The 21,737-nt window shown below is 67.7% G+C and carries 20 protein-coding genes; 9 read left to right on the top strand and 11 right to left on the bottom strand.

What is annotated here, in order from left to right; all coding sequences use genetic code 11:
* Nucleotides 1–78: 78 nt before the first annotated feature.
* The 3 genes from ABZ789_RS01330 to ABZ789_RS01320 all read right to left on the bottom strand — a co-directional run bounded on the left by ABZ789_RS01330 (nt 79) and on the right by ABZ789_RS01320 (nt 3,060).
* Complete coding sequence (locus tag ABZ789_RS01330; RefSeq protein WP_358417795.1) at nt 79–1,221, bottom strand: acyl-CoA dehydrogenase family protein; 1,143 nt, start codon at nt 1,219–1,221, stop codon at nt 79–81.
* A gap of 117 nt (nt 1,222–1,338) precedes the next feature.
* Nucleotides 1,339–2,631 (bottom strand): solute carrier family 23 protein, encoded by a 1,293-nt coding sequence (locus ABZ789_RS01325; RefSeq protein ID WP_358417792.1) that lies wholly within the window; start codon nt 2,629–2,631, stop codon nt 1,339–1,341.
* A 39-nt stretch (nt 2,632–2,670) separates the two neighbouring features.
* Nucleotides 2,671–3,060 (bottom strand): DUF2776 family protein, encoded by a 390-nt coding sequence (locus tag ABZ789_RS01320; protein WP_358417789.1) that lies wholly within the window; start codon nt 3,058–3,060, stop codon nt 2,671–2,673.
* A 453-nt stretch (nt 3,061–3,513) separates the two neighbouring features.
* Between ABZ789_RS01320 and ABZ789_RS01315 the strand changes: the two genes are divergently transcribed.
* Together ABZ789_RS01315 and ABZ789_RS01310 are read left to right on the top strand one after the other, a co-directional pair.
* Entirely contained in the window at nt 3,514–3,822 is a 309-nt protein-coding gene (locus tag ABZ789_RS01315; RefSeq protein WP_358417786.1) for a hypothetical protein, read from the top strand.
* Nucleotides 3,823–4,046: 224 nt separating this feature from the next.
* Nucleotides 4,047–4,769 (top strand): YoaK family protein, encoded by a 723-nt coding sequence (locus ABZ789_RS01310; RefSeq protein ID WP_358417784.1) that lies wholly within the window; start codon nt 4,047–4,049, stop codon nt 4,767–4,769.
* A gap of 124 nt (nt 4,770–4,893) precedes the next feature.
* Here ABZ789_RS01310 and ABZ789_RS01305 read toward each other — a convergent pair whose 3' ends face one another.
* On the bottom strand, nt 4,894–6,582 hold the full coding sequence (locus tag ABZ789_RS01305; RefSeq protein WP_358417782.1) for a putative PEP-binding protein: 1,689 nt from the start codon (nt 6,580–6,582) through the stop codon (nt 4,894–4,896).
* A gap of 132 nt (nt 6,583–6,714) precedes the next feature.
* Between ABZ789_RS01305 and ABZ789_RS01300 the strand changes: the two genes are divergently transcribed.
* From ABZ789_RS01300 to ABZ789_RS01285, 4 genes are read left to right on the top strand one after another with little or no spacing between them, the layout of a single operon-like run.
* The gene (locus ABZ789_RS01300) at nt 6,715–7,482 is read left to right on the top strand and encodes a DeoR/GlpR family DNA-binding transcription regulator (RefSeq protein ID WP_358418206.1); all 768 of its coding nucleotides are present in this window, start codon (nt 6,715–6,717) and stop codon (nt 7,480–7,482) included.
* Complete coding sequence (locus tag ABZ789_RS01295) at nt 7,479–8,468, top strand: 1-phosphofructokinase family hexose kinase (RefSeq protein WP_358417779.1); 990 nt, start codon at nt 7,479–7,481, stop codon at nt 8,466–8,468. Before ABZ789_RS01300 ends, ABZ789_RS01295 begins: the two co-directional genes overlap by 4 nt.
* Before the next feature lie 48 nt (nt 8,469–8,516).
* On the top strand, nt 8,517–10,601 hold the full coding sequence (locus ABZ789_RS01290; protein ID WP_358417776.1) for a fructose-specific PTS transporter subunit EIIC: 2,085 nt from the start codon (nt 8,517–8,519) through the stop codon (nt 10,599–10,601).
* Between the two features lie 43 nt (nt 10,602–10,644).
* Complete coding sequence (locus ABZ789_RS01285) at nt 10,645–10,902, top strand: HPr family phosphocarrier protein (protein ID WP_358417773.1); 258 nt, start codon at nt 10,645–10,647, stop codon at nt 10,900–10,902.
* 2 nt (nt 10,903–10,904) lie between these two features.
* Here the strand turns inward: ABZ789_RS01285 and ABZ789_RS01280 are convergent, their stop codons facing one another.
* The 5 genes from ABZ789_RS01280 to ABZ789_RS01260 all read right to left on the bottom strand — a co-directional run bounded on the left by ABZ789_RS01280 (nt 10,905) and on the right by ABZ789_RS01260 (nt 16,075).
* Nucleotides 10,905–11,948, bottom strand: coding sequence for a hypothetical protein (locus ABZ789_RS01280; protein ID WP_358417770.1), 1,044 nt, complete (start codon nt 11,946–11,948; stop codon nt 10,905–10,907).
* Nucleotides 11,948–13,414 (bottom strand): GTPase HflX, encoded by a 1,467-nt coding sequence (hflX, locus tag ABZ789_RS01275; protein WP_358417767.1) that lies wholly within the window; start codon nt 13,412–13,414, stop codon nt 11,948–11,950. Before hflX ends, ABZ789_RS01280 begins: the two co-directional genes overlap by 1 nt.
* 93 nt (nt 13,415–13,507) lie before the next feature.
* Entirely contained in the window at nt 13,508–14,374 is an 867-nt protein-coding gene (gene dapF / locus ABZ789_RS01270; protein ID WP_358417764.1) for a diaminopimelate epimerase, read from the bottom strand.
* 10 nt (nt 14,375–14,384) lie between these two features.
* Complete coding sequence (miaA, locus tag ABZ789_RS01265) at nt 14,385–15,365, bottom strand: tRNA (adenosine(37)-N6)-dimethylallyltransferase MiaA (protein ID WP_358417761.1); 981 nt, start codon at nt 15,363–15,365, stop codon at nt 14,385–14,387.
* The gene (locus tag ABZ789_RS01260) at nt 15,362–16,075 is read right to left on the bottom strand and encodes a hypothetical protein (protein WP_358417760.1); all 714 of its coding nucleotides are present in this window, start codon (nt 16,073–16,075) and stop codon (nt 15,362–15,364) included. The genes miaA and ABZ789_RS01260 overlap by 4 nt, the downstream gene beginning before the upstream one ends.
* 149 nt (nt 16,076–16,224) lie before the next feature.
* Here ABZ789_RS01260 and ABZ789_RS01255 point away from each other — a divergent pair, with 149 nt between their 5' ends.
* Entirely contained in the window at nt 16,225–17,643 is a 1,419-nt protein-coding gene (locus tag ABZ789_RS01255; protein WP_358417758.1) for a DUF349 domain-containing protein, read from the top strand.
* 63 nt (nt 17,644–17,706) lie between these two features.
* Here the strand turns inward: ABZ789_RS01255 and ABZ789_RS01250 are convergent, their stop codons facing one another.
* Complete coding sequence (locus ABZ789_RS01250) at nt 17,707–18,291, bottom strand: hypothetical protein (protein ID WP_358417756.1); 585 nt, start codon at nt 18,289–18,291, stop codon at nt 17,707–17,709.
* A complete protein-coding gene (gene miaB / locus ABZ789_RS01245) occupies nt 18,288–19,817 on the bottom strand; it encodes a tRNA (N6-isopentenyl adenosine(37)-C2)-methylthiotransferase MiaB (protein WP_358417753.1) in 1,530 nt (509 codons plus the stop codon). The genes ABZ789_RS01250 and miaB overlap by 4 nt, the downstream gene beginning before the upstream one ends.
* Before the next feature lie 221 nt (nt 19,818–20,038).
* Here miaB and gluA point away from each other — a divergent pair, with 221 nt between their 5' ends.
* Complete coding sequence (gluA, locus tag ABZ789_RS01240) at nt 20,039–20,767, top strand: glutamate ABC transporter ATP-binding protein GluA (RefSeq protein WP_358418203.1); 729 nt, start codon at nt 20,039–20,041, stop codon at nt 20,765–20,767.
* 67 nt (nt 20,768–20,834) lie between these two features.
* Entirely contained in the window at nt 20,835–21,668 is an 834-nt protein-coding gene (locus tag ABZ789_RS01235; RefSeq protein ID WP_358417750.1) for a glutamate ABC transporter substrate-binding protein, read from the top strand.
* Nucleotides 21,669–21,737: the final 69 nt, after the last annotated feature.

The raw sequence follows: 21,737 nt of genomic DNA, 5'->3' as shown, positions 1-21,737 counted from the left end.
CGCGGGAGTTCTCCCGACACGACGAAGCCGGGGTGGCCCCACGCTGTGTGGAGCCACCCCGGCCTCGTCGTACGCGCCTCAGATGTTGAGACCGCGCCCGATGACTTCCTTCATGATCTCGTTCGTACCGCCGTAGATCTTCTGCACGCGTGCGTCCAGGTACGCCTTCGCGACCGGATACTCACGCATGTAGCCGTAGCCACCGTGCAGTTGCAGGCACCGGTCGATCAGCTCGACCTGCTTGTCCGTCGTCCAGTACTTGGCCATCGCGGCCTCCTGGACGGTGAGCTTCTTCTCGTTCAGCAGCTCGATGCACTTGTCCACGAACACCCGCGCGAGCTGGGTCTCGGTCGCGAGCTCGGCGAGTTCGAAGCGCGTGTTCTGGAACTTGCCGATCGGCTTCCCGAACGCCTTGCGGTCGCGGCAGTACTGGATCGTGTCCTCGAGCACGCGCTCCATCGCAGCGGCCGCGACCACCGCGATGGCGAGACGCTCCTGAGGGAGGTTCTGCATCAGGTAGATGAAGCCCATCCCCTCCTGCCCGAGAAGGTTCGCTGCCGGAACGCGCACGTCGTTGAAGCTGAGCTCCGCCGTGTCCTGGGCGTCGAGACCGATCTTGTCGAGATTGCGCCCGCGCTCGAAGCCGGGCATGCCGCGCTCGACGACGAGCAGCGAGAATCCCTGGGCGCCCTTCTCCGGGTCGGTGCAGGCCACGACGATCACCAGATCGGAGTGGATACCGTTGGTGATGAAGGTCTTGGCACCGTTGAGGACCCAGTCGTCACCGTCGCGCACCGCGCGGGTCTTGATGCCCTGCAGGTCGCTGCCGGTACCCGGCTCCGTCATCGCGATCGCCGTGATGAGTTCGCCGGTACAGAACCCCGGCAGCCACCGCTTCTTCTGCTCCTCGTTGGTGAGTTCGAGCAGATACGGGGCGACGACGTCGTTGTGCAGCATGAAGCCGAGTCCGCTGAAGCCCAGACGCGTGGTCTCCTCGGCCATGATGGCGTTGTAGCGGAAGTCGTCCATCCCGCCGCCGCCGTACTCCTCCGGCACTGCCATGCCGAGGAAGCCCTGCGCGCCGGCCTTCTTCCACACCTCACGATCGACGATCTTGTCCTTCTCCCACTGCTCGTGGAAGGGGGCCACCTCTTGTTCGAGGAATTTCCGGTACGACTCACGGAAGAGATCGTGCTCGGGCTCGAAAAGGGTGCGTTCCATCTGCGCTCCTGTGTCCGACGTCGTTCGACATACTCACGGTATGCAGACGATCGCAGCGTGACGCTGACACAATCGAGCGAGTTTTGTGACCCGTACGACCCTTCCTCGGAATTCCGGTCAGCGCCGCACGTCGGCGAGTTTGCGCAGGATCGGATACGCGACGAGGATGCCGATCGAACCCCATGCGATTCCGCCGAGTGCAACCGACCCGATCGACAGGGTCAGATCACCGATACCGGCGACGAGTGCTGCGGCCGCAACGGTGAGGTTCACGGGGTCGGTGAAATCGACCTTCGCATCCATCCAGATCCGGACGCCGAGAATGCCGATGAGCCCGTAGAGCACCAGCGTCGCACCGCCGAGGACACCGTCCGGCACGGTGAAGACCAGCGCACCGAACTTCGGAGAGAAGGCGAGGACGACCGCAGTGACCGCTGCGACGGCGTACGCCGCGGTGGAGTACACGCGCGTCGCAGCCATCACGCCGATGTTCTCCGCGTAGGTCGTCGTTCCCGAACCGCCGCCCGCGCCGGCGAGAGTGGTCGCGAGGCCGTCGGCGATCAGGGCGTCGCCGGCCACGTCGTCGAGATTCTTGCCGGTCATCGCGGCGACAGCCTTGACGTGCCCGACATTCTCGGCCACCAGGACGACCACCACGGGCAGAGCCAACAGGACCACGGACAGCTCGAAGGTGGGGCCGCGCAGTTCCGGCAATCCGAACCAGGCCGCCTCTTTCATGGCGTCGATGCGTTCGGACGCGATCGCGCCGGTCAGTGCTGCGAAGACCCAGCCGACGATCACACCGACGAGGATGCCGAGACGGCCGAGCATTCCCGGTCCGACGACCGTCACGAGCAAGGTGACCACGAGCGTGACCGTGGCGACGAGAGGTTGCGCTTCGAACGATCCCGCGGCAGTCGGTGCGAGATTGAGCCCGATGAGGGCGACGATCGCTCCGGTGACCACCGGCGGCATGACCGCGTCGATGATGCGAGATCCTGCCGCCTTGACCAGCACACCGATCAGCGCGAGCACGACGCCGACGGCGACGATGCCGCCCAGCTGCGCCGCGGGGCCGGATCCGGCCGATGCGGTGAGCGGCGCGATGAAGGCGAACGAGGAGCCGAGATAGCTGGGCACCCGTCCTCGGGTGATGATCAGGAACAGCGCGGTTCCGATACCGGAGAACAGCAGCGTCGTCGTCACGGGGAAACCCGTGATCGTCGGAACGAGCAGGGTTGCTCCGAACATCGCGATAACGTGCTGCATCCCGATTCCCACGGTGCGTGGCCACGACAGTCGCTCGTGTGGCGCGACTACCGCACCGGGGTTGATACGACGTCCGTCGCCGTGCAGCGTCCATCCCAGGCCCGCGGCTGTGCGTCCGGCCCGCTTCACTCGTTCAGTCACGAGACGACATGGTAGGCCCCACCGCGCGCCCGGACGTCGCTACCCGGACGACGTGCCGCTCTCGAGGATGCCGACAATCGAATACAGCGTGAAGCAGACCGCACCCAGCCCCACCAGCACACGGGCGGCGATGTAGACCGACGGATCAGCGACTGCCGCCTCGAACACGAAGGCCGCGAGGAACAAGCAGGACGGTGCGGTGACGATCGGGACCCGCGGCACCCGGTTCGCCGACGCGAAGGTGCGGCGCCAGGCGAGAGCGAGCGGGCCCACCTTGCTGAGGTACAGCACGACGCGACCGGCCACTCCGTCGGCTTCCGCTGTTGTGCGACCGCTCCCCGCCGCCGCACCTGCACGTGCGTCGCGGGCCACGAGCCCGAGGACGGCGACTGCCGGAGGACAGTGCGCCCGGCTGCGCCGACGACCCATCGCCGACCTCGGCGACCGTTGCAATCCTGGGCACCATGACGCACGTGACGCCGCCGCGGTCGGGATCGGCTTCTCCGGATGGATGGGCAGCGAACGCACCATTTCAACCCGGGTCGAGGGCACGATCAGGAACATCGTCAATCCATCTGCGCGCTATACGATTCCTTCCCGAAGAGCACTCGGCCCGAGTATCGTTGCCAGAACCGGAGTTCGAACGAGCGCGATCCCGCCACCCGGTTCCTGCTGAGGGACACATCGGATCTGCGAGAAGTCGTTACCTGTGGGCATGGGGCGTCCTACGCCCGTTCGGCGACGTATCACCGACTTACGACCACAGCTTCTCGACATCGCGGGCGTCCCGGCACGAGCGGCGTATGCAGCCGGGCCTCCCGAAAACGCTGATCCGCAAAACCACGTCCGGAAGCACTACCCGACCGAATCCATGGAGGACCGATGACATTCGAGAACCGCCTCGCCTGTGTAATCGCTGCAGACGGCACCATCGCACGCGGCTACCTGATCGGGGAGTGTGAGTTGGTCGGGGAGAACGAATACATCTTGACCTGGAAGGTCCCACTGCAGGGGGAGGCAAAGACCAACTTCGCGGGGACCATCGGCAGCGCGCTGGCCGAGCCCGTCGAGCCGGGCCTCATCACGGTGTCACTGGACGAAGATCCGAACCGAATGAGGGTCCACACCTACGACGCCAGCGGAAAACCCGCTGCCCGCCCCTTCCACATCGCTTGCTTCCGCGATCACTGAACGGGCCGGCCCCGATACCCGACCGGGCGCGTCGCCTGTGCGACCGAGGGCTCCGATTCGAAGTCGGAAGCAGGCCGTTTCCCGCATCGCCTGCAGACAACGGAGTCCGGTGCTACCTCGGTACCCGGCGGGGTAGCCCCGCCCGGTGGCTCTCAGCCGGCCTGCGCAGGTGTTGTCCGGCCCGCGGAAGCACATGACGACTGGACCGAAGGGGTTTAGTGCGCGTGACGAAAACAATCGCTCGTGTGCGCTCATCGGACGTTCTGCTCGGCGCCTGGCTGCTGGTGATGGCAGGCTTCGTGGACGCGATCGCCTTCGTGGTGTTGCAGGGCAGCTTCGTGGCGTTCATGTCCGGCAATACGACAATCCTCGCCTCGTCGACCGCGACCGGTCACTGGTCCCTTGCGGGCCTGTCCGCCCTGCTGATCTGCCTGTTCTTCGCGGGATGCCTCACCGGAGCCGCCATCGTACGGTGGCTCAGGTCGGCAGCCCATCGGGTGCTGATGGCGTCGATCGCCCTCGCGACCCTGGCGGGTGCGATCGTGGCGAATACGGCATCGGCATGGTCGGGAGTGCTGATGCTCGCGGTCGTGGGGGGACTGACCAATTCGGCACTGGCAACGAACACCGACGTTCATGTCGGCCTGACCTACGTGACCGGCACCCTGGTCAAGGCCGCCCACCAACTGGTGGCCGACATCCGCACCGCGCATCCGTGGAGCTGGCTCGCCACCATCGGCTACTGGTTCATCTTCGCTGTCGGCGCGACCCTCGGAGGCCTCGCCTTTCACCGGCTCGGCACAGCAGCACTATGGATCGCGGTCGGCTTGGCTGCGGTTGCGTGCGCCCTACCCTCCCGAGCCGAGATCACCGGAGCACCGATCCGCGCGAAGGCCGGCGCCCCACCATCGAGCACGCCGACGACCGAACCCCCACAGCATCCCTGACACTTCGGGGCATTCAACCGGCTCCCTGCCCCCCGCCTGTTCGAGGACGGAGACACCGAGACGGGCATGAAGTCGGCAGCGCGGGTCTTCACCGAAATCCCTTGCTGTGAACTGATTCTCGGATTCAGCTGTTGCGTTCCACGGGCCCACCCAGATAGCGCAGAGCCGCAGCGCGCGCCGCCGCCGGGTCGGCGGTCTGCAGCACGGCCTCCGCAGCCGATCGGCACTGGTCGATGCTCACCGACGCGAGGCGCGCACCCACGAAGGTGATCGCCGATGCGGCACACGACAGTGAGGTCACCCGCATTCCTGCCAGTACGCACGCGAGCAGCGGGTCGGCGGCGGCTTCACCGCACACCCCGACCGGCTTCCCGACCTCCGCACCAGCGCGTGCGGCGCATGCCACCAGATCGAGGACGGCCGGCTGCCAGGGGTCGGTGAGTGCGGCCAGCTGCGGCGACATGCGATCGGCCGCCATCGTGTACTGCGCCAGATCATTGGTGCCGATCGACAGGAAATCCAGGTGCTCGAGGATCCGGTCCGCGAGCAGCGCTGCGGACGGCACTTCGATCATGGCTCCGGGTGAGAGTCCACGCTCGCGCACCTTCACGGCGAACTCCGCAGCCTCGGACACAGTCGCCACCATCGGTGCCATCACCCACGGGTGAGCACCGGTGCGCGATGCGGCCTCGGCGACCGCGTCGAGTTGCCGATCGAGCACACCCGGCGCCGAGGCGGTGATCCGGATACCGCGGACTCCCAGAGCCGGATTGGCCTCCTCGGGGTGGTTGGCGAAGCGGAGCGGCTTGTCGGATCCGGCGTCGAGGGTCCGCAGGACCACCTTCCGACCCGCGAAAGTCTCGAACACTTCCGCATAGATGTCGGCCTGCTCCACGACGGTCGGTTCCGTATCGCGGTCGAGGAAGCACAGTTCGGTGCGAAAGAGTCCGATTCCCTGCGCCGGGGTCTGCCGTGCCGCGCGGGCACCTGCACCGTCCTGGACATTGGCGAGGATCTCGACCGGATGACCGTCCAGGGTGGCACCGGGCCCCACCCAGCCCGCGACACGCTCACGCTCGACGCGATCCCGCTCGACTTCGGCGGCCGCCTGGGTGCCGTCCGGAGCGATCACGATTCGCCCGCTCGCACCGTCGACCAGCACCGCGGTCCCCGTCGGAACGTCGTCGAGACCGGCGACTGCGACCACACACGGGATGCCGAGCTGACGCGCGATGATCGCGGTGTGACTCGTAGGTCCACCGAGAGAGGTGGCGAGCGCGACGATCAGAGAGGGATCGAGGCCGGCGGTGTCGGCGGGTGCGAGATCGGCCGCCAGGAGAACGGACGGCTCGCCGGGCATCTCGAGACCGGGCTCGGGTTCGCCCTGCAACTCGGCGATCACGCGGTCGCGGATGTCGCGGAGGTCCGTGACACGCTCCGCCTGCAGACCGCCCATCTTCTCGAACAGCGCCGCGAACCGGTCGGTGGCAGCGACGGTAGCGCCCACCGCATCGGTGCCGGATCGGATCTTCGTCGCGGCGGCTCCGCGCCACGCACGATCCTCCGCGAGCACCGCTGTGGCCTGGAGAACCTCGCCCGCGGCACCCGCCGTACGAGAGGCACGGTCCCGCAACCTTTCGGCGACGGCCTTCGCAGCGTCCTCGAATCTCCCCACCTCGGCCTCGCGGGCCGTGTCGGGGATGGAGGTGCCCTCGGCAGGGATGACGGGACGGGCGACGGGGCGGATCACCGGCCCGTATCCGATTCCGGGAACGACAGGCGTGCCGTGCAGGGCTAGTGCCGACTGCTCCATGGAAATCTCCTCACAACGGTAGTTCGATGTGATCCAGATTACGCGGTAGCCTTGACATGTCAACGCATACGGGCGGAAAACAACATAAACCCACATTTATTTCCCACGAACCGGGTACCCTCAGGAGTGACGGTGTACGCAGAGGAACGACAGCAAGCGATCGCAGCGCTCGTGGCAGCCCGCGGGCGGATGTCGGTCACGGCTCTCGCCGACCGCTACGGCGTCACCACCGAGACCGTGCGACGCGATCTCGCCCATCTCGAACGACTCAACCTCGTACGAAGGGTTCACGGAGGTGCGATCCCGTCCGCTGCACTCACCGTGGCCGAGCCCGCCCTCTCCGAGCGCGAACACACACGCGCCGAGCACAAGGACCGGATCGCGGCTGCGGCGACGTGTTTCCTGCCCCCCTCGGGAGGGAGCGTGCTCCTCGATGCGGGCACCACCACAGGCCGGATCGTCAGCGCATTGCCACCCGAGAGCGAACTCACCGTCATCACCAACTCGGTGCCTATCGCCGCCCGCCTCGCCGTGATGAGTGCGGTGCAATTGCACCTGCTCGGCGGGCGCGTCCGCGGGATCACTCAGGCCGCGGTGGGCGCCGAGGTCCTGGCCACCCTCGCGACGATGCATGTGGACGTCGCGTTCATCGGCACCAACGCCTTGAGCATCGACCACGGCCTGTCCACCCCCGACGCCGACGAGGCCGCAGTCAAACGAGCCATGGTGCACACCGCCGACCGAGTGGTCGTCGTCGCCGACTCGTCGAAGGTCGGACGACGGAATCTGCTGAGTTTCGCGTCGCTCGAACCGATCGACGTCCTCGTCACCGACACCGACCTCGACGAGACCGACTGTCGACAACTCATCGAACACGGAATCGAGGTGGTGACGGCATGATCGTCACACTCACAGCCAATCCCAGTCTCGATCGGACGGTCGAACTGACGGGCCCGCTCGAACGTGGAAGGGTGCACCGCACGGAACGATCGACCGTCGATCCCGGTGGCAAAGGAATCAACGTCGCCCGGGTGCTTCACTCCGCGGGGAGCGACGTGCTCGCCGTCCTTCCGGCCAACGTCGGCGATCCACTGATCGCTGCGCTCGGCGGACAAGGAATCGCCTATCGTGCCGTGCCCACCTCGGGACCGACACGCAACAACATCACCATCGCCGAACCCGACGGCACCACCACAAAACTCAACGAACCCGGAACTCCGTGTACCGGAAGAGCATTGGGTGAGCTTCACGCAGCACTGCTCGAATGCGCGCAGGATGCCGCATGGACCGTCCTGTCGGGTTCCCTTCCACCCGGCATCCCCGAGTCGTGGTACGCCGACCTCGTCGGCGCTCTCCGCAGTCTCGGATGCCGCGTCGCCGTCGACACCTCCGAGGGGCCACTGCTCGCCCTCGCCGAGCGGTTCCCCGAGGCGGCCCCGGACGTCGTCAAGCCGAATTCCGACGAACTCGCCCAGCTCACGGGTACGGACGCCGGCGAACTCGAAGCCGGTGCCGCCGCAGGAGATGTCACCGCGGTGGTCGAGGCAGGCAGGGTGCTGGTCGGCCGCGGCGTCGGAACTGTCCTCGCCACCCTGGGAAGCGCAGGCGCCGTTCTCGTCACCGATGCCGGGGCATGGCGCGCAACCTCCGCCGAGGTCACGGTCCGTAGCACGGTCGGCGCCGGCGACTCGTCGCTCGCCGGATATCTCCTCGCCGAGCAGACCGGCCTCGAACCCCCCGAACGCCTGCGACTCGCGGTCGCCTACGGCACCGCCGCCGTCGCACTTCCCGGAACCGCCCTTCCCACTCCCGATTCCGTCGACCCCTCCCACGTACACGTGACCGACATCCATCCCCGACCCCGAGCGCTCCCCACCCACTCGTAAGACTCCCCGCCCACTCGTAAGGCTCCCCACCCACTCGTAAGGAACGTCATGTCCGACACCACCTCCGGCTCCGCAGGCGGTTCCGCGATCATCGGCACGGAACTCGTTTCGCTCGATACCGACCTGGGAACCGACAAGAACTCCGTCATCGCCGCGCTTGCCGCGCGCCTTACTGCGACCGGCCGCGCCTCGGACGCCGACGCGCTCACCGATGCCGTCCTCGAACGAGAGGCGAAATCGGCGACCGGCCTTCCCGGTGGCATCGCGATCCCCCACGCCCGCAGCGCAGCGGTCACGACACCGTCCCTCGCTTTCGCACGGCTGTCTCCGAAGGCCGATTTCGGAGCACCCGACGGACCGGCCGATCTGGTCTTCCTCATCGCCGCACCGGAAGGCGCCGGCGGAGACCATATGAAGCTGCTGACAGCGCTCGCGCGTGCACTCGTCCGTCCGGACTTCGTCGCGTCGCTACGCACGGCCTCGTCCGCAGAAGAAGTTATCGCGCTGGTCGAGGACGTTCTCCCACCGCGACCGGCTTCTCCGGGCTCGGGGGCGTCCTCTGCGCCCGCGACGCCGGCGGCCGCCGCTGCCGAGCCTGCCGCCTCACCCCCGCAGGGCACGGAGCAGCCCGATGTCAACCGCACGATCGTGGCGGTCACGGCATGCCCGACCGGCATCGCGCACACGTACATGGCCGCCGACGCACTGACCGCAGCCGGTGAACGCGCAGGCGTGACCGTGCGAGTCGAAACCCAGGGGTCGAGCGGCAGCACCCCACTGCCCACCGATGTGATCGCCGGTGCCGACGCCGTCATCTTCGCCACCGATGTGGGAGTCAAGGGCCGCGAACGGTTCTCCGGAAAGCCCGTCATCGCATCGGGTGTCAAGCGAGCCATCAACGAACCGGACACCATGATCGCCGAGGCTCTGCACGCTTCCACCGATCCGGCGGCACGGACCGTCGAGGCCGCCGCGTCGGGCACCTCGACCGGCGACACCGACAACAGCGGAGAACTCGGCTGGGGCACCCGACTGCGTCAGATCCTGCTCACCGGCGTGAGCTACATGATCCCGTTCGTCGCCGCAGGCGGCCTGCTCATCGCCCTCGGTTACCTGCTCGCAGGTCCCGATATCAGCGACTCCGCTGCCGACATCGTGCTCGACAACACGCTCACCAACCTGCCGGCGGGCGGACTCGGCACCTATCTCGGTGCGGTTCTGTATCAGATCGGGTCGCTGGCGTTCTCCTTCCTCGTCCCGGCGCTGGCCGGTTACATCGCCTTCGCCATCGCCGACCGTCCGGGCCTCGCACCGGGCTTCACGGCAGGTGCGGTCGCCGTCTTCGTCGGAGCCGGCTTCATCGGCGGTCTCATCGGTGGCCTCATCGGCGGCTTCGCCGCACTGTGGGTCGGGCGCATCCCGCTGCCCGCCTGGGCCCGGGGCCTGATGCCGGTGGTGATCATTCCGCTGCTTGCGAGCCTGATCGTCGGTGGGCTCATGTTCCTGCTGCTCGGCCGTCCACTGGCCGCGATCACGACGGGTCTGACCGACTGGCTCAACGGACTGTCCGGCGGATCCGCGGTGTTCCTCGGGGTCATCCTCGGCCTGATGATGTGCTTCGACCTCGGAGGTCCCGTCAACAAAGCGGCCTATGCCTTCGCCGTCGCGGGTCTCGACGTCGCCAACACCGCATCTCTCGAGATCATGGCCGCGGTGATGGGGGCCGGTATGGTTCCCCCGCTCGCCATGGCACTGTCGTCGCTCCTCCGTCCGGGTCTCTACAGCCCGGCCGAACGCGAGAACGGCAAGGCTGCCTGGTTGCTCGGCGCGTCGTTCATCTCCGAGGGCGCCATCCCGTTCGCGGCCGCCGACCCGTTCCGGGTGATCCCTTCGATGATGCTCGGCGGCGCTGTGACCGGCGGCATCGTCATGGCTGCCGGGGTCACCCTCACCGCTCCGCACGGCGGACTGTTCGTCCTGTTCGCCATGGACCACGTCGTGTGGTTCCTGATCGCACTCGCGGCCGGCACGGTGGTCGCGGCACTCGCGGTCACGATCGCCAAGTCCGTAACGCGCGCCACCGACGCGCCGGCCGGCAGCGCGAACCCTCGACCGGTAGCCGCACAGTCCTGATCGACTCCCCAGCGCTCGTCGTCCCATCACGAAGGAGATTCACATGCCCAGCACCACGGTTGCCGTCGGTTCGTCCATCGGCCTCCATGCTCGTCCCGCAGGGATCATCGCCGAGGCCGTCGTCGAGGCGGGCGTACCGGTCACCCTGGCGGTGGACGGGGGCGAACCGGTCGACGCCGGTTCGGCCCTGATGATCATGACCCTGGGCGCGGAACAGGGCACACCGGTGACCGTCTCGTGCGAGGACGACGCGGTTCTCGCGCAGGTCGCGGAGTTGGTGGCAGCGGATCTGGACGCCTGACCTCACCGACGTGTACGGCGACGCACGAGGAAACCGATTGCGACCACTCCGGCCGTCACCCCGATAACCGCGAGCGCCGGTGCCGCGGACGACATCTCGTCCGCGGCACCGGCGTCGTCGGCGCCGAACAGGTCGGTCACTCCGCGATGGATCAGGATCGGCGGGTTCTCTCCCGGTGCCCCACCACCGGCAGCGCCTCGCTCGGAGGCGGTGAGCAGGTCACCCGCGGCTGTGAACGCCACTGCTTCGCCCTGCGGCGTGTCGGGCACCGGGATGCGGAACCGGGGACCGGCGACCAGCGCGGCCGCGAGATCACCGTCCGGCACGTGGAACAGATAGACGTCGGTGTAGGTGCGGACCGCGGCCACCGTCCCGTCCGCACTGAGGGCACCCCCGGTGATCAGCGTGGACGAGGCGCCGGGGATGGGTCCACCGGGAGTCTCGGACGGACCGAGTACCAGGCTCCCGACCTTCTCGAGCGACGCGGGCCCCGGACTGGGAAGCTCGCCGATCGTGAGTCCGCGGGCAGGCCGATACACATTGCTCGCCCCGAACAGCGCCTTGGTCACGATCACCGGTTCCCCGGTGGCCGAGACGAGTACGGCCTCGGCGTCTCGCGGGCCGTCGGGATAGGTCAACCGGTGCAGTTCGCCCTGCCCGGTATCGGGATCGAGAGAGATCAACGCGATCGTCTCGCGAGCCCGGCTGTTGTCTCCGACATCCCCCAGCCACAACCGCCCGTCGGGTCCTGCGGCGAGATCCTCGACGTCGTACGGATCGACGGGAGACGCGATCCGTTGCAGCACGGAGCAGTCCTCGGCGAGTTCGACGATCCGCTCGTCCTCACCTGCGTCGGGAGTCGCGAACAATCGCGAACCGAGCGAAACCAGGCCGGACAGTTCGGCCAGTGCGGGATCGCCCGGAGTACACAGTGTCTCGGCCGGAACGTCGGCGACCGGGATCTCGGTCTCGTCCGCCGCAGCAGGCGAGACGGGGACGAAGGCCGCGACGGCAGCGAGCAGCACCGCCCGGCGCACGACCCGCATCAGGCCGCGAAATCGACCAATGCCGATGCCAGTGCCGTCGGCACCTTGGCATGCACCCGCGTGCCGTCCACCTCGTGCTCGGACGACAGGATCTGCCCGTCGGTGTGGATACGGGCAAGCAGATCACCGCGTGTGTACGGCAGGAGCAGCTTCACCTCGACATCCGGATCCTCGAGCAGAGATGCCAGATGGGCCCGCAGATCGTCGATACCTTCCCCGGTGTGGGCGGAGACGAACACGGCGCCGGGGATCAGGCCACGCAATTGCGTGAGGGTAACCGGATCTGCAGCGTCGATCTTGTTCACGACGATCAACTCCGGCGGTGGTGGCGCGTCCGATTCGCGCAGCACCTCGGTGATGACCTCGCGGACCGCCTTGATCTGTTCGGTGGGCAACGGGTCGGAACCGTCGACGACGTGCAACAGCACGTCGGCATCGGCCACCTCCTCGAGCGTCGAGCGGAACGCCTCGACCAGCTGGGTCGGAAGGTGCCGGACGAAGCCGACCGTGTCGGTCAGCACGTACTCGCGTCCGTCGGGCAGGTTGGCGCGGCGAGTGGTCGGGTCGAGCGTCGCGAACAACGCATTCTGTACCAGCACCCCCGATCCGGTCAGCTTGTTGAGCAGGCTGGACTTGCCGGCATTGGTGTAACCCACGATCGCCACGGACGGGACCCGGTTGCGCAGGCGCCGAGTGCGCTTCGTGTCGCGCGCGGCCTTCATAGCCTTGATCTCGCGACGCAGTTTCGCCATCCGCTCACGGATCCGTCGTCGGTCGGTCTCGATCTTCGTTTCACCCGGGCCACGCAGGCCCACACCGCCGTTGCTTCCGGCGCGACCACCGGCCTGACGCGACATCGACTCGCCCCAGCCGCGCAGACGCGGAAGCATGTACTCCATCTGGGCGAGCGAGACCTGCGCCTTGCCCTCCCTCGAGGTGGCGTGCTGCGCGAAGATGTCGAGGATCAGCGCGGTGCGGTCGATGACCTTGACCTTGACGACCTTCTCCAGGGCGGTGAGCTGGGCAGGAGTGAGTTCACCGTCGCAGATGACGGTGTCGGCGCCGGTTGCCAGCACGATCTGCCGGAGCTCATCGGCCTTGCCGGAACCGATATACGTGGAGGCATCGGGCCGGTCGCGACGCTGAACGAGACCTTCGAGTACTTCCGAGCCCGCGGTCTCGGCGAGTGCGGCCAGTTCGGCCAGACTCGCTTCGGCCTGGGCCGCCGTGCCGCCCGTCCATACCCCGACGAGCACCACCCGCTCGAGCCGGAGTTGTCGGTATTCGACCTCGGTGATGTCTTCGAGTTCGGTGGACAGACCGGCCACACGCCGCAATGCGCTACGGTCTTCGAGTTGCATCTCGCCGACGGACGGATCCTCGGCGGTCCAGCCTCCGGACGCGTCGTACGCGCCGGAAGAGCTGTCGTCTGTGTCTGCGCGGGGGGTGCGCTCTGTGTTCGTCATACACCTCCATGGTGTCACGAAGCCCGAATCGGTGCATTCGAGTTTTTCTGCCCGTTGCTCACGGCATGTCGCGAGGGCAGCACGCGGACGGGATCAGTTGGGCGCCGACCACCATGTCTCGTCGATCTCACCGGCCGCGACGAGCACCGACGGTCCCCGTAGCCAGGCCCGTCCGTCCTCGATCCGCACCTCGACCGAACCACCGGGAACGCGGACACGCACCACCCCGTCGGACACGCCGTCGAAGCGCAGGGCCGCAGCGGCGGCCGCCACCGTGCCGGTGCCGCAGGAGCGGGTCTCCCCCACTCCGCGTTCGTGGACCCGCATGTGGACGGTCCCGGACGCAATCGGTGTCAGGAACTCGATGTTGACCCCCTGGGGGAAGAACCCCGGATCGAACCCGGGGGAGGTGAGATCGAGACCCGCCAGGCTCGCCTCGCTCAGATGCGCGTCCACGCACGCCAGGTGCGGGTTGCCGACGTCGATCCCGAGGCCCGGGTAGACCCGCCCGTCGATCGTCGCGGCCGACTCGCCCAGAACGCGCACCGGCCCCATGTCCACGGTCACCTCACCCAGGACCGGTCCCGTCTCGTGGACCTGCACGGGTTTGCCACCTGCCCGGCTGCCGACCACGAATTCGCGTCGGCTCTCGAGCCCGTGCGCAGTGAGATAGTGCGCGAAGACCCGCACGCCGTTGCCGCACATCTCCGCGATGGATCCGTCCGCATTGCGGTAGTCCATGAACCAGTCGTCCGCATCGGTGCCGCCGGGAAGTTCCTCGAGCACCCCGGCCGAGACCAGCGCACCGGCGCGCGCGACCCGGAGCACGCCGTCGGCTCCGAGTCCGCGCCGCCGATCGCACAGGGCTGCGATCCGGTCGGCGTCGAGGTTCAGGCGCGCGGCGGGATCGGGAAGGATCACGAAATCGTTCTCGGTTCCGTGCCCTTTGCTGAACTCCATGGGCGATACCTTATCGGGCAGGTGGGGCAGACGATGTCCACGCGTCCTGCACGAGTCGCCGGGCCGAGCCGAGCAGATCCGGATCAGCGCCGTCGAGCCAGTGGATGCGCGGATCGCGGCGGAACCACGAGCGCTGACGCCGGACGTAGCGCCGCGTCCCGACGAACGTCCGCTCCCGCGCCTCGTCGAGGCTGTACTCGCCGTCGATGTACGCCAGGACCTGCGCATAGCCGATGGCGCGAGGAGCGGTGACACCCTCACGCAGACCGGCCCCGGCCAGCTCGTGCACCTCCTCGACGAGACCGCGCTCGAACATCAGGTCGGTGCGCCGCGCGATGCGTTCGTCGAGTTCACCGGTGGCTCGGTCGACACCGAGGATCACCGTGCCCCAGCGGGGCTCGCCGATCGTCGGCTGCGACGCCGCGAACGGTTCGCCGGTCAATTCGACGACCTCGAGCGCACGGACCATGCGCCGACCGTCGGTGGGCAGGATCGTGGCCGCGGCGGCAGGATCGGCGCGTTTCAGCGCCTGATGGATCGCGGCGAGGCCGTCGGACTCGAGCACCGCCTCCCATTTGGCCCGCACCCGAGGATCCGTTGCAGGAAACTGCCATTCGTCGAGCAGCGCCTGCACATACATCATCGAGCCGCCGACGACGATCGGGACACGGCCGCGCTCGCGGATCGCCTCCACATCGGCGGTCGCTGCCCGCTGGTACCGGGCGACGGTCGCCGTCTCCGTGACATCGAGGACGTCGAGTTGATGGTGCGGAATCCCGCGACGCTCCTCGAGTGAGAGCTTCGCCGTCCCGATGTCCATTCCCCGGTACTGCTGCATTGCGTCGATGTTGACGATCTCGCCGCCGAGCGCCTCGGCCAGATCGAGCCCGAGATCGGACTTACCCGTGGCCGTGGGCCCCACCACCGCAACCGGCCGGGGCAGGTCGGCGCCGAGGGAGCGAGCCTGCCCGCCGGTGGATGTCTCCTTCATGGCGTCCAGATCCCCACGTGATATCCGACCCCGTACGGCGCGGCAGAGTAGCTGACGGAAGCCGACCGAGGCCGGCCGGTGAAGGCTGCCGCCAGCACGTGCCACGCGGCGCGTCCGGCGAGCTCGATCTCCGCGCACAGGCCGGGGTCGAGCACCCTGAGCGCATCCGGATCGCCGGCGGCGAGCGCGGTCGCCAGCGCCGCCTCCACCTCCCCGGACCTCGGATCGTATGCGCCGGGTGCCTTGGCGGTGAGCGTCGCGGCTCCGTCCGCTACGACGAGCAGTGCCCGCGGCAGGTCGTCGCCGTCGAGGGCCGCGCGCAGATCGTGGCCGAGCTCCGCGCAATGCGAAGCGTCCGAGTCGGTGGCGATCACGTGGGTGGTCACCCGAGTGCGAGGTGCCGTACGGTCGCGGATCCAGCCGGCCACCAGCGCCGCCAGCGGCAGCGCAGGGTCGGGTTCTCCCGCGGCCTCGGGTCCGAGCTGCACCCGGACGTCGACGCCGAATCCCTTGAAGGTTCCGCACGCGGTGGACGGAACGATCTGCCCGGCCGTCCCGGCACCGACGACGATCCATTCCGCAGCGCCGGACAGGCTACGACCGACCTCGAGAACCGACTGTCGAAGGTCGTCGGTCTCGGCGGCAGCGAGACCGTTCAATTCGGGAACGAGCAGCGGTGGGGAGGGCACGAACGCCGCGGCGGTCAACACATCGGCAACCGTAGTCCACCGGACCCGGCGCCCCGCAGCGACATGACCTGTTTCAATAGTGGGCGGACACGATCGCGGAGCCCCGGGATCGACCTGCGGTAGAACCATGCGACCAGGCAGCCGTGCCGCGCGGCAGAGATGAGGTATCGATGAGCGACCCGAACGCACAGGACCGAACGGGCGAACCGACGCAGGACCGGACCCCGCGTCCCGGCCCCACACCCGGAGCCCGTGCTGCTGCAACGCCCGGCACCACCGCTACGGCACGAGACGGTGAGGGCTCGACCACAGCGCCCCCCAAGCCGCACCCCGTGGCAGCCCACACGCATCCGCATGCTCCCGCGGTGCCCGCAAGCGATCCGAGCCTCTTCGGACGCGTGGACGAGGACGGCACTGCCTGGGTCCGCACGAGCGAGGGTGAGCGGTGCATCGGTTCGTGGCAGGCAGGCGACGCCGCCGAAGGGCTCGCCCATTTCGGGCGTCGTTACGACGATCTCGCCACCGAGGTGGCGATCCTCGAGACGCGGCTGTCCTCCGGCACCGCCGACGTGAAGAAGACCCGGGCGGCGGCCGAGGCACTCGCCGAGTCGCTGCCGACGGCAGCGGTCATCGGCGACCTCGACGCACTCGCCGCCCGGCTCGAATCGATCATCGAACACTCCGAGGAAGCTGCGGCGCTCGCAAAGCAGGAGAAGGAGAAGCGTCGCGCCGAGAGCACCGCCCGTAAGGAGGCGCTCGCGGCCGAGGCCGAGACGATCGCCGCCGAGTCGACCCAGTGGAAGGCCGCGGGCGATCGGCTGCGCGAGATCCTCGAGGAATGGAAGACGATCCGCGGAGTCGACCGGAAGGTCGACGACGTGTTGTGGCGTCGCTACTCCAAGGCGCGTGAAGCATTCAACCGGCGTCGTGGAGCCCACTTCGCGGAACTCGATCGCGAGCGAGCGGCGGCGAAGAGCCGTAAGGAGGAGCTCGTCGTGAGGGCGGAAGAACTGCAGCACTCCACCGACTGGGGTGCCACCGCAGCTGCTTTCCGCGACCTGCTCACCGAGTGGAAGGCCGCCGGTCGCGCACCCAAGGACGCCGACGACCAACTGTGGAAACGTTTCAAGGGCGCCCAGGACGTCTTCTTCGCCGCCCGCAATGCCGCGAATGCCGAACGGGACGCCGAATACGAGGAGAACGCCCGCGCGAAGGAGGCGCTCCTCGAGGCGGCCTCGTCGATCGATCCGTCGGCAGATCTGGAAGGTGCCCGGGCACGTTTGCGCGAGCTGCAGGATCAGTGGGAGGCGATCGGCAAGGTTCCGCGCGAGCGTATGCACGATCTCGAAGGCCGTCTGAGGGCTGTCGAGAAGAAGGTGCGCGAGGCCGCGGACTCCGAATGGAGACGTACCGACCCCGAAGCCCTCGCCCGTGCGGCGCAGTTCCGTGAGCGGGTACGCCAGTTCGAGGAACAGGCCGCCAAGGCGACCGCGGCCGGCCGGCCCAAGGAAGCCGAGAAGGCCCTCGCGCAGGCAGCGCAGTGGCGCGAATGGGCCGACGCCGCAGAAGGCGCGGTCGGCGAACGCTGAATCTCTTTACGCAACGAGCCCCTCTCCGTACGGAGAGGGGCTCGTCGGTTCGGAGCCGGAGTGTCAGGATCCGGAGTCGTCGCGCATGAGGCGCGGACGTTCGTGCTGTGCGGTCACCTTTCGCAGCTCTGCTTCGGCCTCCAGATGGGCAGAAGTGCGCGCCCACACCACCCGAGCCCAATGAAAGACGATCACCATCACGGCGAACCATCCGATCACGAGACCGATACCCGGGCCCGCAGCGGACGACTCCACCGGCAGTGTCTGCCGCGACCAGATCGCCAGCATGCCGAAGACGATGGTCACCGCCGAACCGGCCAGGGCGACCCACGCCATCGCCCACTTGCGAGTGAGGAGCGCGAGAATCGAGCCGAGACCGGAGAAGATCACCGCGAACACCACGAAGAGACGTGACGGAAGACCGATCTCCTCGGTGGTCGCGTCCGGCGCGAACGACAGCACCTCCCACCCGTTGGCGGAACCGGCGTGGGGCAGGGTGAACGTTCCCAGCAGCACGAGGACCGCGATCGCGACGAACATCGCCCGGGCGCCCGGGTCGATGTCGCTTGCGACCTTCCGTTCGGCGGCTGCGAGTTCGGCGCGTATGTCACCGGCCTGATGGTCATCGTGCGGCTTGTCGGCGGTCATGCGTTGCATCCCATCTGTGACGGCAGCGGTTCCGGAACGCCGATGCTGGGCAGTCCGAGGCCGACACCGATCGGCGGAGTCTTGGGGAGCCGGCCCTGTTCGAAGTGGTCGCCGGCGCGGGTACGGCGGTGCGTGAGGACCGGAGTGTCCGCGACGAGGTGATGCGGCGCGGCGTCGCTGACGACGATCGTGATGATGTCGCCCGGACGCATCGCGGTGTCGATCGCACCCTCCGGACGGAAGTGCACGAGGCGGCCGTCGCGGGCGCGGCCGCTCATCCTGGCGGTCTCCGCGTTCTTACGGCCCTCCCCCGCCGCGACGAGGAGTTCGACCTCGGTTCCGACGAGCTTGCGGTTCTCCTCGAGCGTGATGCGCTCCTGCAGTGCGATCAGGCGTTCGTACCGTTCCTGCACCACAGCCTTGGGAATCTGCCCGTCCATGTCGGCTGCGGGCGTGCCGGGGCGCTTGGAGTACTGGAAGGTGAACGCACTGGTGAACCGGGCCTTCTCCACGACCTCGAGGGTCTGCTGGAAGTCCTCCTCCGTCTCACCCGGGAAACCGACGATGATGTCGGTGGTGATCGCGGCGTGCGGCATGGCGGCCCGTACCCGCTCGATGATGCCCAGGAATCGCTCCTTGCGATACGAGCGGCGCATCGCGCGCAGGATCCGGTCGCTGCCGGATTGCAGAGGCATGTGCAGTTGCGGGCAGACGTTGGGGGTCTGCGCCATCGCTTCGATGACGTCGTCGGTGAACTCCGCGGGGTGCGGGGAAGTGAAACGCACCCGCTCCAGACCGTCGATGTCACCGCACGCGCGCAGCAGCGATGCGAAGGCGCCGCGGTCGCGGGGTTGCTCGGGGTCGGCGAACGAACGGCCGTAGGAGTTGACGTTCTGGCCGAGCAGGGTCACCTCGAGGACACCTTCGTCGACGAGCGCCTGCACTTCGGCGAGGATGTCGCCGGGACGCCGATCGACCTCCTTGCCTCGCAGTGACGGCACGATGCAGAAGGTGCACGTGTTGTTGCAGCCGACGGAGATCGACACCCATCCGGCGTACGACGACTCACGCTTGGCAGGCAGGGTCGAGGGAAACGCCTCGAGTGCGTCGAGGATCTCGACCTCGGCCCGGCGGTTGTGCCGGGCGCGTTCGAGCAGGGCAGGAAGATTGCCGATGTTGTGCGTGCCGAACACCACGTCGACCCAGGGCGCCTTCGCGACGACCGTGTCGCGATCCTTCTGTGCCAGGCAGCCCCCGACCGCGATCTGCATGTCGGGGTTGTCGTCCTTGACCGGACGCAGGTGACTCAGATTGCCGTACAACTTGTTGTCGGCGTTCTCACGCACCGCACACGTGTTGAAGACGACCAGATCGGGCGATGTCCCGGCTTCCGCCCTGGTGAAGCCGGCCTCCTCCAGCAGCCCCGACAGACGCTCGGAGTCGTGGACGTTCATCTGGCAGCCGTAGGTGCGGACCTCGTAGGTCCGGCTACCGGTACGGGGGGCTTCTTCGTCGATCAGTGACACGTCTCAGGGTATCTCACGCGGGACGCGGCCTTCGCGGCGCCGACCGTGCAAGGGCCCACCTGTGGTGACCGCTACCGGACCGCTCGTAAAAATCCCGTGACACTCGCCGCAGGTGTCCCGAAATGCGAAGAATCGACGACGGCACGACATAGGGTCGTCACATGACATCTGCGGCAGCCGGAACGGATCGTCCGTCCGAGAAGTCGGACAACACCTCGTCCATGATCTCGATGAGCGGAGTGAACAAACACTTCGGATCCCTGCACGTCCTGCAGGACATCAACCTCGAGATACCCCGTGGGCAGGTCGTGATCGTCGTCGGCCCCTCGGGCTCGGGGAAGTCGACGCTGTGCCGCACCATCAACCGTCTCGAACCGATCGACACGGGTGAGATCCACGTGGACGGCACCTTGCTCCCGGAGGAGGGGCGGGCGCTGGCCCGCCTGCGTTCGGATGTCGGCATGGTGTTCCAGTCGTTCAATCTGTTCGCCCACAAGACGATCCTCGAGAACGTCATGCTCGGCCCGATCAAGGTACGCAAGATCAAGAAGGACCAGGCCCGCGAGTCGGCGATGCAATTGCTCGATCGGGTCGGGATCGCGAACCAGGCCGACAAGTACCCAGCCCAGTTGTCCGGTGGCCAGCAGCAGCGCGTCGCGATCGCGCGGGCACTCGCGATGAACCCCAAGGTGATGCTGTTCGACGAGCCCACCTCTGCCCTCGACCCCGAGATGGTCCAAGAAGTCCTCGACGTGATGACCTCCCTCGCCAAAGAGGGCATGACCATGGTGGTGGTCACGCACGAGATGGGATTCGCCCGCAAGGCCGGCGACCGGGTGCTGTTCATGGCCGACGGTCGCATCGTCGAGGACACCGATCCCGACACCTTCTTCACCACTCCGGAGTCCGACCGCGCCAAGGACTTCCTCGGCAAGATCCTCAGCCACTGAACGACCGCATCCGACGAGCGCCCCGCTCGTCGGACGTTTTCGAAACGAACCGCACCGGAGGTAATCGATGAAATTGTCCCGCTCCATCCGCCTGGGCGTCGGTGCCGTTGCCGTGGCAGTGGTCGCCACGGCGTGCGGAGGCGACGAGACCCGCAGCGTCTCGCAGTCCGCGGAGAACGGCACCCTGACGGTCGGTATCAAGTTCGACCAGCCGGGCCTTGGCCTGCGCAACCCGGACGGTTCGTTCAGCGGATTCGACGTGGAGGTCGCCGAGTACGTCGCCGAGCAACTCGGTGTTCCCGCGGAGAACATCGAATTCAAGGAAGCACCCTCCGCCCAGCGCGAGACGCTCATCCAGAACGGTGAAGTCGACTTCGTCGTCGCGACCTATTCGATCACCGACTCCCGCAAGGAGAAGGTCGACTTCGCCGGACCGTACTTCCTCGCGGGACAGTCCCTCCTCGTGCGCGCGGACGACACCGAGATCACCGGCCCCGAGTCGCTGAGCGGCGGCAAGCGTCTGTGCTCGGTCTCGGGATCCACCCCGGCCCAGAACGTCAAGGACACCTACGCGCAGGACGTTCAGCTCCAGGAATTCGACACCTACTCGCTGTGTGTCGAGGCGCTGCGCAACGGCGCGGTGGACGCAGTGACCACCGACGACATCATCCTCGCCGGTTACGCCGCGCAGAGCCCGGGCGACTTCAAGGTGGTCGGTGAGCCCTTCACCACCGAGCGCTACGGTATCGGTCTCGCCAAGGGCGACGAGGAATCCCGTACCGCCATCAACGACGCGGTTCAGCAGATGATCGACAGCGGCGCCTGGGAGGCTGCCTTCGAGGAGACGGTCGGCGCCTCGGGCTACCCCCTCCCCGAGCCCCCCACCGTCGATCGGTACTGAGCCCAGGCGCTCATCGTTCTCGTCCGCCGGTACGGCCGGTCTGTGGAAGCACACGGACCGGCCGGACCG

This window comes from Rhodococcus sp. NPDC047139 (assembly GCF_040643435.1).
Lineage (GTDB): Bacteria > Actinomycetota > Actinomycetes > Mycobacteriales > Mycobacteriaceae > Rhodococcus.
The sequence above is the reverse complement of the archived record's forward strand: the minus strand, read 5'-3'. Positions and strand labels throughout refer to the sequence as shown.

Bases quoted from the DNA above. Each gene is read 5' to 3' on its own strand.
- ABZ789_RS01330 (WP_358417795.1), bottom strand. From the start codon at position 1,221: ATGGAACGCACCCTTTTCGAGCCCGAGCACGATCTCTTCCGTGAGTCG.
- ABZ789_RS01320 (WP_358417789.1), bottom strand. From the start codon at position 3,060: ATGGGTCGTCGGCGCAGCCGGGCGCACTGTCCTCCGGCAGTCGCCGTC.
- dapF (WP_358417764.1), bottom strand. From the start codon at position 14,374: ATGGAGTTCAGCAAAGGGCACGGAACCGAGAACGATTTCGTGATCCTT.
- ABZ789_RS01235 (WP_358417750.1), top strand. From the start codon at position 20,835: ATGAAATTGTCCCGCTCCATCCGCCTGGGCGTCGGTGCCGTTGCCGTG.
- hflX (WP_358417767.1), bottom strand. From the start codon at position 13,414: ATGACGAACACAGAGCGCACCCCCCGCGCAGACACAGACGACAGCTCT.
- ABZ789_RS01305 (WP_358417782.1), bottom strand. From the start codon at position 6,582: ATGGAGCAGTCGGCACTAGCCCTGCACGGCACGCCTGTCGTTCCCGGA.
- ABZ789_RS01250 (WP_358417756.1), bottom strand. From the start codon at position 18,291: ATGACCGCCGACAAGCCGCACGATGACCATCAGGCCGGTGACATACGC.
- ABZ789_RS01295 (WP_358417779.1), top strand. From the start codon at position 7,479: ATGATCGTCACACTCACAGCCAATCCCAGTCTCGATCGGACGGTCGAA.
- ABZ789_RS01285 (WP_358417773.1), top strand. From the start codon at position 10,645: ATGCCCAGCACCACGGTTGCCGTCGGTTCGTCCATCGGCCTCCATGCT.
- miaA (WP_358417761.1), bottom strand. From the start codon at position 15,365: ATGAAGGAGACATCCACCGGCGGGCAGGCTCGCTCCCTCGGCGCCGAC.
- ABZ789_RS01255 (WP_358417758.1), top strand. From the start codon at position 16,225: ATGAGCGACCCGAACGCACAGGACCGAACGGGCGAACCGACGCAGGAC.
- ABZ789_RS01280 (WP_358417770.1), bottom strand. From the start codon at position 11,948: ATGCGGGTCGTGCGCCGGGCGGTGCTGCTCGCTGCCGTCGCGGCCTTC.
- gluA (WP_358418203.1), top strand. From the start codon at position 20,039: ATGATCTCGATGAGCGGAGTGAACAAACACTTCGGATCCCTGCACGTC.
- ABZ789_RS01315 (WP_358417786.1), top strand. From the start codon at position 3,514: ATGACATTCGAGAACCGCCTCGCCTGTGTAATCGCTGCAGACGGCACC.
- ABZ789_RS01290 (WP_358417776.1), top strand. From the start codon at position 8,517: ATGTCCGACACCACCTCCGGCTCCGCAGGCGGTTCCGCGATCATCGGC.